Annotated in this window: 12 protein-coding genes; 9 read left to right on the forward strand and 3 right to left on the reverse strand. The window is 68.1% G+C overall.

Annotated features, from left to right (window positions below):
- Both VFL64_RS06305 and ybeY read left to right on the forward strand, forming a co-directional pair.
- Positions 1-810: PhoH family protein (locus VFL64_RS06305; RefSeq protein WP_489539526.1), on the forward strand; the 810-nt coding region annotated here is incomplete at its 5' end.
- A complete protein-coding gene (gene ybeY / locus VFL64_RS06310) occupies positions 810-1,253 on the forward strand; it encodes an rRNA maturation RNase YbeY (protein ID WP_489539527.1) in 444 nt (147 codons plus the stop codon). The genes VFL64_RS06305 and ybeY, both read left to right, overlap by 1 nt.
- A 4-nt stretch (positions 1,254-1,257) precedes the next feature.
- Here the strand turns inward: ybeY and VFL64_RS06315 are convergent, their stop codons facing one another.
- Positions 1,258-2,373, reverse strand: a complete 1,116-nt coding sequence (locus VFL64_RS06315) for a magnesium transporter CorA family protein (RefSeq protein ID WP_489539528.1) — start codon at positions 2,371-2,373, stop codon at positions 1,258-1,260.
- Positions 2,373-3,377 carry a porphobilinogen synthase gene (gene hemB, locus VFL64_RS06320; protein ID WP_489539529.1) on the reverse strand — a complete coding sequence of 335 codons (1,005 nt, stop codon included), beginning with the start codon at positions 3,375-3,377 and terminating at the stop codon, positions 2,373-2,375. Before hemB ends, VFL64_RS06315 begins: the two co-directional genes overlap by 1 nt.
- A gap of 267 nt (positions 3,378-3,644) precedes the next feature.
- On the opposite strand from hemB, the gene VFL64_RS06325 reads away from it, so the two are divergent.
- Genes VFL64_RS06325 through VFL64_RS06355 form a run of 7 tightly spaced genes read left to right on the forward strand, consistent with a single transcriptional unit; the run spans position 3,645 to position 8,599 of the window.
- Entirely contained in the window at positions 3,645-4,073 is a 429-nt protein-coding gene (locus VFL64_RS06325; protein ID WP_489539530.1) for a CopD family protein, read from the forward strand.
- 8 nt (positions 4,074-4,081) lie between these two features.
- Entirely contained in the window at positions 4,082-5,197 is a 1,116-nt protein-coding gene (locus VFL64_RS06330) for a VanZ family protein (protein WP_489539531.1), read from the forward strand.
- Positions 5,198-5,205: 8 nt separating this feature from the next.
- Positions 5,206-5,532 carry a (2Fe-2S) ferredoxin domain-containing protein gene (locus tag VFL64_RS06335; RefSeq protein WP_489539532.1) on the forward strand — a complete coding sequence of 109 codons (327 nt, stop codon included), beginning with the start codon at positions 5,206-5,208 and terminating at the stop codon, positions 5,530-5,532.
- Positions 5,529-6,152 (forward strand): alpha/beta hydrolase, encoded by a 624-nt coding sequence (locus VFL64_RS06340; protein WP_489539533.1) that lies wholly within the window; start codon positions 5,529-5,531, stop codon positions 6,150-6,152. Before VFL64_RS06335 ends, VFL64_RS06340 begins: the two co-directional genes overlap by 4 nt.
- A gap of 46 nt (positions 6,153-6,198) precedes the next feature.
- Complete coding sequence (locus VFL64_RS06345) at positions 6,199-7,383, forward strand: D-alanyl-D-alanine carboxypeptidase family protein (protein WP_489539534.1); 1,185 nt, start codon at positions 6,199-6,201, stop codon at positions 7,381-7,383.
- A 24-nt stretch (positions 7,384-7,407) separates the two neighbouring features.
- A complete protein-coding gene (locus VFL64_RS06350) occupies positions 7,408-8,313 on the forward strand; it encodes an aminotransferase class IV (protein WP_489539535.1) in 906 nt (301 codons plus the stop codon).
- Positions 8,314-8,323: 10 nt separating this feature from the next.
- Positions 8,324-8,599 (forward strand): YbeD family protein, encoded by a 276-nt coding sequence (locus VFL64_RS06355; RefSeq protein WP_489539536.1) that lies wholly within the window; start codon positions 8,324-8,326, stop codon positions 8,597-8,599.
- A 3-nt stretch (positions 8,600-8,602) separates the two neighbouring features.
- On the opposite strand, the gene VFL64_RS06360 is transcribed toward VFL64_RS06355, so the two are convergent.
- Positions 8,603-8,901: HupE/UreJ family protein (locus tag VFL64_RS06360; protein ID WP_489539537.1), on the reverse strand; the 299-nt coding region annotated here is incomplete at its 5' end.

An 8,901-nucleotide genomic window follows, 5' to 3' on the forward strand; every position in this document is an offset into this window, starting at 1 on the left:
CTGCAGACGCTGTACGACCACGCGCGCAAGCCGATCCCGCCCGAAGCCTTTCAGCTCGCACTGGTCGAGGCCCAGGCCGACGTCAAGCGCGGCGGCACGCGCGCGGCCCTGCGCGAGGTGCAAGGCGATGCAGTCGAAGCCGAAGAGTTCGTCCTGCGCACGCGCCGCGCCGACCTCTCGGGCCGCACCGAGAACCAGCGCACCTACCTCAACAACATCCAGACGCACGACATCACCTTCGGCATCGGCCCGGCCGGCACCGGCAAGACCTTTCTCGCCGTGGCCAGCGCGGTCGACGCGCTGGAGCGCAGTGCGGTGCAGCGCATCATCCTCACCCGCCCGGCGGTGGAGGCCGGCGAGCGCCTGGGCTTCCTGCCCGGCGACCTGGCGCAGAAAGTCGACCCCTACCTGCGCCCGCTCTACGACGCGCTCTACGACCTGATGGGTTTCGACAAGGTTGCCAAGGCCTTCGAGAAGGGCAGCATCGAGATCGCACCGCTGGCCTTCATGCGCGGGCGCACGCTCAACCACGCCTTCGTGATCCTCGACGAGGCGCAGAACACCACGCGCGAGCAGATGAAGATGTTCCTCACCCGCATCGGCTTCGGCAGCAAGTGCGTGGTGACCGGCGACGTGAGCCAGATCGACCTGCCGCGCGGCACCGACAGCGGCCTGATCGACGCCGAGCGCGTGCTGCGCCGCGTGAAGGGCATCGCCATGACGCGCTTCACCGCCGCCGATGTGGTGCGCCACCCGCTGGTGGCACGCATCGTCGAGGCCTACGACGCTGCGCCGCAGGATCGCAGCTGATGGCGCAGCCCGAACTGACCCTGTCGCTGCAGTTCGCCGATGCCTCGCACCGCGCTCAGCTGCCGCGGCACAAGGTCGCGCGCTGGGTGCGCGCGGCGCTGGAGCTGCCCGGCGAGATCACCGTGCGCATCGTCGATGCCGAGGAAGGCCAGGCCCTGAACCGCGACTTCCGCGGCAAGGACTACGCCACCAACGTGCTCACCTTCGACTACACCCATGAACCGGTGGTGAGCGCCGACCTGATCCTGTGCGCGCCGGTGGTCGAGGCCGAGGCGAAGGCACAGGGGATCAGCCTCGAGGCCCACTACGCCCACCTGCTGGTGCACGGCACACTGCACGCCCAAGGGCACGACCACGAGGACGAGGCCGAGGCGCAGATGATGGAAGCGCAGGAGGCGGCGATCCTCGCCCGCCTGGGTTTCGACGACCCCTACGCCCGCTGAAGCCTCAGCGGTGCGAGGTGCTCAGGTAGCGCTTGCGCCAGAAGAACCAGCCCAGGCCCACGCCGACGATCACCATCACGATGCTGGCGATCCACACGCCGGTGGCGGCGTGGATCAGCGGCATGCCGTCGAAGTTCATGCCGAAGAAGCCGGTGATCAGGTTCAGCGGCATGAAGATGGCGGTCAGCACGGTGAGCGTGCGCATGATGTCGTTGGTGCGGTTGCTCTGGGCCGAGAAGTGCATCTGCACCGCGGTCTCGGCCGAACTCTCGAGCCGCCGCACATGGCTCAGCACGCGTTCGATGTGTTCCAGCACGTCGCGCGAGCGCAGGCGCAGCAGCTCGCGCTCGCGCATCACGGTCGCGTCTTGCGCGGTCGGCCACTCTTCCAGCGAATCAAGCCATTCGACGATGGCGCTGCGCTGGTCTTCGCAGGTGTCCTCCAGCAGGTGCAAGGCGTTGCGCGAATCGAGCAGCACCTGCCAGCTGTCGAAGCGGCTGTGCGGCTTGAACAGCTCCTGCTGCAGGTAGCCGAGCTGCTTGGTGAGCAGGCGCCGCAACTCCAGGTAGCTGTCGACCATGTGGTTGACCATGCGCAGCATCAGGTCGGGCGGGCTGGCCGGCATGCGCGAGACGCCCGGCCGCTGTTCGGAGCGTTGCTCCGAGCCCTGCGCCGTCTGCAGCAGGCGCGAGGCGAAGAACTCGCGCACCTGGCAGTCGGTGGGGTGCACGGTGAGCAGCACGCGGTCGAACACGGCAAAGCCCACCGGGCTGGTGTCGATGGCTTCGAGCGCGCGCTTGGCGGTGGCGAGCGTGCCCTGCGCATCGTCGAGGAACATGGCGCTGCTGCCGCTGCCGGCGGCCAGACGCCGGAACACCAGCATGTCGTAGGCCGAGGTGTAGTCGAAGTGCGAGGGCAACTGGTTGTTGAGCAGGTCGGAGACGTGCAGATCCACGATCTGAGATCCGGTCCAGCGCTGCAGCGCCGCTTGCACGGTGCCAGTGTGGACCTCGAACTCGCGCCGCGCGCTGCCGATCCACAGGTAGCCACTCGCCGGCAGCTGCTCGGGCAGCTCGGCCAGCTCGGTGAACTGGTCCGGGAGGATGTGGAAGATCCGCATCAGCGAGCGCGAAGCAGGCGTGCCGCGTCGAGCGCGAAGTAGGTCAGCACGCCATCGGCGCCGGCGCGCTTGAAGGCGAGCAGGCTTTCCATCATCACGGCGTCGTGGTCCAGCCAGCCGTTCTGGGCCGCGGCCTTGAGCATCGCGTACTCGCCGCTGACCTGGTAGGCGAAGGTGGGCACGCGGAATTCGTCCTTCACGCGGCGCACGATGTCCAGGTAAGGCATGCCGGGCTTGACCATCACCATGTCGGCGCCTTCGGCGATGTCGAGCGCCACTTCCCGCAAGGCTTCGTCGGTGTTGGCCGGGTCCATCTGGTAGACCTTCTTGTTGCTCTTGCCGAGGTTCGCGGCCGAGCCCACGGCGTCGCGGAAGGGGCCGTAGAAGGCGCTCGCGTACTTGGCGCTGTAGGCCATGATGCGGGTGTGGATGCGGCCGCGCGCCTCCAGGGCGTTGCGGATGGCTCCGATCCTGCCGTCCATCATGTCGCTTGGCGCCACGATGTCCACGCCCGCCTCGGCCTGCACAAGCGCCTGCTGGGTGAGCACGGCGACGGTCTCGTCGTTCAGGATGTAGCCGGTGGGGTCGAGCAGGCCATCCTGGCCGTGCGAGGTGAAGGGGTCGAGCGCCACATCGGTCAACAAGCCCAGTTCAGGAAAGCGCTTCTTCAGCTCGCGCACCACGGTGGGTACCAGGCCCTCGGGGTTGGTGGCTTCGCGGCCGTCCTCGGTCTTGAGCGCGCTGTCGATGACCGGGAACAGCGCCATCACCGGGATGCCGAGCTTCACGCACTCCTCGGCCACTGGCAGCAGGCGATCCAGGCTCAGGCGCTGCACGCCGGGCATGGAGTCGACGTTGTGCGCCTTGTCCTTCCCGGCCTGCACGAACACCGGCAGGATCAGGTCGCTGGGCAGCACATGGTTCTCGCGCACCAGGGCGCGGGTGAATTCATCGCGGCGCAGGCGGCGCGGCCGGCTGGCGGGGTAGGGCGGTGGGGTGTGCACGGCGCGGTTCCTGGCTCGTTTTGGGGCTCAGATGACCGGCGCGTCAGAGTTGGCAACTGCGTGTTTTTCCGGTGTCAAGAGGCTTGCTCTCGGCCTGGGGTCATCTGCTAAAGTTGACAACGGATGATAGCCGCAAGGCCGTTGTCCCCTGCTTTTCCTCCCTGAGCAGGAGCCTTGCCGTGATGACAGCGATAAGGCTTTCCAGCCCCGGCCGCATGGCCGGGGCTTTTTTCATGGGCGTGCAGCGCACACCCATAATCCAGCCGCATGAGCAGCTTGTATTTGTGGGTCAAGGCCTTTCACATCGTCTTCGTGGCCAGCTGGTTTGCCGGCCTCTTCTATCTGCCCCGGTTGTTCGTCAACCTGGCCTCGGTGCCCGCCGACAGCCACGCCGAGCGCGAGCGCCTGTTGCTGATGGCGCGCAAGCTGTACCGCTTCGCCAGCCTGCTGATGGTGCCGGCGTTGTTGCTGGGGCTGTGGCTCTGGCTGGGCTTCGGCGTCAAGGGTGGCTGGCTGCACGCCAAGCTCTTCCTGGTGCTGCTGGTGCTCGGCTACCACCACGCCTGCCGATCGCTGCTGCGCACGTTCGAGAGCTTCAGCAACCAGCGCAGCGAGCGCTGGTTCCGTGTCTTCAATGAATCGTCAGTGCTGCTGTTTGCGGCGATCGTGATCCTGGTGGTGGTCAAGCCCTTCTGATCGCGGCGATGGAACGGCACCGCAGCTCCGCCGCGCCCCTGGCGCTGCTGTATGCCGCGCTGATCGTCTACGCCAGCCTGTCGCCCTTCACGGGCTGGAAGTTGCCGGCCGGCGTGCCTCTTCTCGGCCTGGGCCACATGCCCTGGCGCCCGTGGTGGACGGGCTTCGATCTCGTCTCCAACCTGCTGGGCTACATGCCATTCGGTGCCTTGCTGTACGGCGCGCAGGTGCGCAGCGGCCGCGCCGCCACGGTGTCGGCGCTGACCTCGGTGCTGGCCGGCGCGTCGCTCTCGCTTGCGATGGAAAGCCTGCAGAACTGGCTGCCGCAGCGCGTGCCGTCGCTGGCCGACTGGCTGCTCAACACCGCCGGCACCTTGCTGGGCCTGCTGGTCGCGCTGGCCGTGCAGGCGCTGGGCGGCGTGGCGCGCTGGCAGGTGCTGCGCGACCGCTGGTTCATCGCGCACAGTGCCGGTGGCATCGCCTTGCTGCTGCTGTGGCCGGTGGGGCTGCTGTTCCCGGCGCCGGTGCCGTTCGGCCTGGGGCAGGTGCTGGTGCCCCTGCAGGAGGCAGCGGCGGCGGCGCTCGACGGCACGCCGTGGGCCAGCTGGGTGGAAGGCTGGGTCAACGCCCGTGAGGCGCTGACGCCGCTGTCGCGCGGGACGGAATGGGTGGCCATCGTGCTGGGCTTGCTCGCGCCCTCGTTCGTGGCCTTTGCGATCCTGCGTCGCGACAAGTGGCGCGTGGTGCAGGTACCCGCCGCGCTGAGCGTGGGCCTGGCCGCCACCACCTTGTCGACAGCGCTGAACTTCGGGCCGCAGCACGCCCTGGCCTGGCTCAGCCCGGCCGTGCTGCCGGCGCTTGTGGTGGGCTGCGCGCTGGCCATCGGCCTGGCCTTCCTGCCGCGGCGCGGCGTGGCCGGCCTCGGGCTGGTGGGGCTGACCTTGCTGGTGGCGCTGGTCGCCCAGGCGCCCACCGACCCCTACTACGCCGAGAGCCTGCAGGCCTGGGAACAGGGGCGCTTCATCCGCTTCCATGGTGCGGCGCAGTGGGTTGGCTGGCTGTGGCCTTACGCAGCGCTCATGTACCTGCTCTTGCGCGTGACCGCGCGCGACCCGACTTCGTAAAATCCGGCATGAGCTATTTCCAGCGACACATCTTTTTCTGCCTCAACCAGCGCGACAACGGCGAAGCCAGTTGCGCCGACCACAACGCGCAGGCCGGCTTCGAGCATTGCAAGGCACGCGCCAAAGCCGAGAAGCTCAATGGCCCCGGCGGTGTCCGCGTCAACAAGGCCGGCTGCATGGACCGTTGCGCCGGCGGGCCGGTGGCGGTGGTCTACCCCGAAGCCGTCTGGTACACCTACGTGGACAAGGCCGACATCGACGAGATCGTCGAGTCGCACCTGAAGAACGGCGTGGTCGTCGAGCGTTTGCTCTTGCCCGACAGCGTCGGCCGATGAACTCGCAGACCCAGCGCGTGCGCATCGCCGGCCCGGCGGGTGCGATCGAATGTGCCATCGACGAGCCGGCCGAGGCGCCGCGCGGTGTGGCGGTGGTCTGTCACCCGCACCCGCTGCACGGCGGCACCATGGACAACAAGGTCGCGCAGACGCTCGCCCGCGCCTTCGTGCAGCTGGGCTTTCGCGCGGTGCGTTTCAACTTCCGCGGCGTGGGTGGTTCCGAGGGCCGCTTCGACGAAGGCCGCGGCGAGACCGACGACGCGCTGGCCGTGATCGCCGCCCACCGAGACCCCGCCCTGCCGCTGCGCCTGGCCGGCTTTTCCTTCGGCGGCTTCGTCGCCGCCCAGGCGGCGCAGCGCCTGGCCGACGATGCCAAGGCCGAGGCGCTCGTGCTGGTCGGCCCGTCGACGCAGAAGCAGCAGGTGCCCAACGTCCCGGCCGACACGCTCGTCATCCACGGCGAATCCGACGACGTGGTGCCCCTGTCGGCCACGCTCGACTGGGCCCGTCCCCAGGCCCTGCCGGTGGTCGTGATCCCCGGCGCTGGACATTTCTTTCATGGGCAACTCACCTTGCTCAAGAACCTTGTGGTGTGCCACGGGTCCACTCACTCCCAATGAGCCCCTGGCGTGGCCTCACGCCCCCTCACCTTTGAAGACCAGACCAATGAAAAGACTCCTCGCTCTTGCCGTCCTGACGCTGGCCTCGGCCACGTCGGCCTTCGCCCAGATGCCCACGCCGCCCGAAGTGGCCGCGCGCAGCTACCTGCTGATCGACCTCAGCACCGGCCAGACGCTGGCCGAGCGCGAGGCCGACGCTCCGGCCGACCCGGCCTCGCTCACCAAGCTGATGACGGCCTACATCGCCTTCACCGCGCTGAAGGAAAAGAAGCTCACGCTCGACCAGACGCTGCCCGTCTCGCTGCGCGCCTGGGAAGAACGCAAGGGTGGCGGCTCGCTGATGTTCATCGAGCCGCGCATGACGCCCAAGGTCTCCGACCTGCTGCGTGGCGTGATCGTCAACTCGGGCAACGACGCCTCGGTGGTGATCGCCGAAGGCGTGGGCGGCACGCTCGACAACTTCGTCGCCATGATGAACCGCCAGGCGCAGGCCTGGGGCCTGAAGAACACCACGTTCAAGAACGCGACCGGCCTCACCGAAGCCGGCCACAAGAGCACGGCGCGCGACGTGGCGGTGATCGCCAGCCACATCATTGCCGACTTCCCCGAGTACTACCCGCTGTACTCCATCAAGAAGTACCACTACGAAGGCTCGCCCACCACCAACGAGAACAACCGCAACGTGCTGCTGCTGCGCGACCCGAGCGTGGACGGCATGAAGACCGGCTACACCGAGGCCGCCGGCTACTGCATGGTGGTGTCGGCGCAGCGCGACTTCCCCAACCTGGCCGCCAACGGCGCCGGCGGCGGCAAGCGCCGCCTTCTGAGCGTGGTGCTGGGCGCGGCCTCGATGGACGCACGTGCCAACGAGAGCCAGAAGCTGCTCAACTGGGGTTTCCAGGCCTTCGACACCGTGCGCCTGTTCGAGGCCGACAAGGCCATCGCCACCGTGCCGGTGTGGAAGGGCCAGGCCAACGAGGCCCAGCTTGGCACGGGCGCGCCGGTGTTCCTGAGCGTCCCCAAGGGCGACGGCGCCAAGCTGCAGACCAAGATCGAGCGCACCGACCCGCTGGTGGCGCCGCTCGCCAAGGGCCAGCGCGTGGGCACGCTGAAGGTGACCACCCCCTCGGGCACGCTGGTTGCCGAGCGGCCGCTGGTGGTGCTCAATGCGGTCGACCAGGCCGGCATTTTTGGCCGCGCATGGGATGCCATTCGGCTGTGGATCAAGTAACCTGCCTCTCTTGACGAGAAGTTGATGCCAGTAGGAGGCGCCTTGAAGATTTCTGACAGCGCGATTCCTGACAGCCTGTGTTACCTGAACGGCGAGTACCTCGCCCTGCGTGACGCCAGGGTCTCGGTGCTCGACCGCGGCTTCATGTTCGGGGACGGACTCTACGAAGCCTTCCCTGCCTACGGCCGTCGCGTGTTCCGCTTCGACGACCACATGGCGCGCCTGAGCCGCGGGCTGTCCAAACTGCGCATCGCCAACACGTTCACCGAGTCGCAGTGGCTCGCGCACTGCCGCAAGCTCATCGCCGCGCAGGCGGCCGACGATCAGTCGGTCTACATCCAGGTGACGCGCGGCGTGGCACCGCGCAACCACGTGATGCCCAACGACATCGAGCCCACCGTGTTCATCATGACCAGCCCGCTGGTGGGGCCGACCGCGGAGCAGCGCCACAAGGGCGTGGCCTGCGTCACCGCGCGCGACTTCCGCTGGGAGCGCGGCGACATCAAGTCGACCTCGCTGCTGGGCAACGTGCTGGCGCGCCAGATCTCGGCCGACCATGGCGCGGTCGAGACCATCCTGCTGCGTGACGGCTACCTCACCGAAGGCTCGGCCAGCAACGTGTGGGTGGTGCACGAAGGCGCGCTGCTTGGGCCCCCCAAGAGCGAGCACCTGCTCGAAGGCGTGCGCTACGAGCTCCTGCGCGAGTTGTGCGAGGAAGAAGGCATCGCCTACAACCTGCGCCCCGTGCCCGAGGCCGATGTGCTGGCCGCCGACGAGATCCTGCTCAGTTCCGCCTCGAAAGAGGTGCTGCCGGTGACGCTGCTCGACGGCGAGGCCGTCGGCCACGGCGCCCTGCGCGGCAAGCCGGGGCCGGTCTACGCGCGGCTGTACGAGGCCTACCAGCGCGCCAAGCGCACCCAATCCATCTGACAAGCACACCATGCCCGAGATCCCGTCCGACCAGTCGCTGATCGAATACCCCTCCAAGTTCCCCATCAAGGTGATGGGCGAGAACGTCGATGGCTTCGTGCACGCCATCACGCTGGTGGCCGAGAAGTTCGACCCGGCCTTCGACGCCGCCACCGTGGAGCTGCGGCCCAGCAGTGGTGGCAAGTACATGGGCGTGACGGTCACCGTCACCGCCACCAGCCGCGAGCAGCTCGACGAGCTGTACCGAACGCTGTCCACCCACCCGATGGTCAAGGTGGTGCTCTGACGCTCAGCCGAGCACCGGCCACCTGAAGTCCAGCGCACGCTCCAGCAGCCAGGCGAAGGCCAGCACCGCGATCGCCGCAGAGCCCGCGCGCAGGCCGACGCCGCGGTAGAGGCGTGTGTCGCGCACGGCCCAGACGACGGCCAGGAAGGCCGCCACGATGGCGAGCTGCCCCAGTTCCACGCCGAGGTTGAAGCCGAACAGCGGCAGGGCGAGTGCGCCCTGCGCGAGTCCCAGGTCCTTGAGCGCACCGGCGAAACCGAAGCCATGCACCAGGCCGAAGGCGAAGGTGAGCTTCCAGCGGC

Source organism: Rhizobacter sp., assembly GCF_035702065.1.
Lineage (GTDB): Bacteria > Pseudomonadota > Gammaproteobacteria > Burkholderiales > Burkholderiaceae_C > Rhizobacter.

What these genes read in the sequence shown, in the direction of transcription:
- ybeY (WP_489539527.1), top strand. Translation starts at nt 810, where the DNA reads ATGGCGCAGCCCGAACTGACCCTGTCGCTGCAGTTCGCCGATGCCTCG.
- VFL64_RS06325 (WP_489539530.1), top strand. Translation starts at nt 3,645, where the DNA reads ATGAGCAGCTTGTATTTGTGGGTCAAGGCCTTTCACATCGTCTTCGTG.
- VFL64_RS06355 (WP_489539536.1), top strand. Translation starts at nt 8,324, where the DNA reads ATGCCCGAGATCCCGTCCGACCAGTCGCTGATCGAATACCCCTCCAAG.
- VFL64_RS06335 (WP_489539532.1), top strand. Translation starts at nt 5,206, where the DNA reads ATGAGCTATTTCCAGCGACACATCTTTTTCTGCCTCAACCAGCGCGAC.
- VFL64_RS06340 (WP_489539533.1), top strand. Translation starts at nt 5,529, where the DNA reads ATGAACTCGCAGACCCAGCGCGTGCGCATCGCCGGCCCGGCGGGTGCG.
- VFL64_RS06350 (WP_489539535.1), top strand. Translation starts at nt 7,408, where the DNA reads ATGCCAGTAGGAGGCGCCTTGAAGATTTCTGACAGCGCGATTCCTGAC.
- VFL64_RS06330 (WP_489539531.1), top strand. Translation starts at nt 4,082, where the DNA reads ATGGAACGGCACCGCAGCTCCGCCGCGCCCCTGGCGCTGCTGTATGCC.
- VFL64_RS06315 (WP_489539528.1), bottom strand. Translation starts at nt 2,373, where the DNA reads ATGCGGATCTTCCACATCCTCCCGGACCAGTTCACCGAGCTGGCCGAG.
- VFL64_RS06345 (WP_489539534.1), top strand. Translation starts at nt 6,199, where the DNA reads ATGAAAAGACTCCTCGCTCTTGCCGTCCTGACGCTGGCCTCGGCCACG.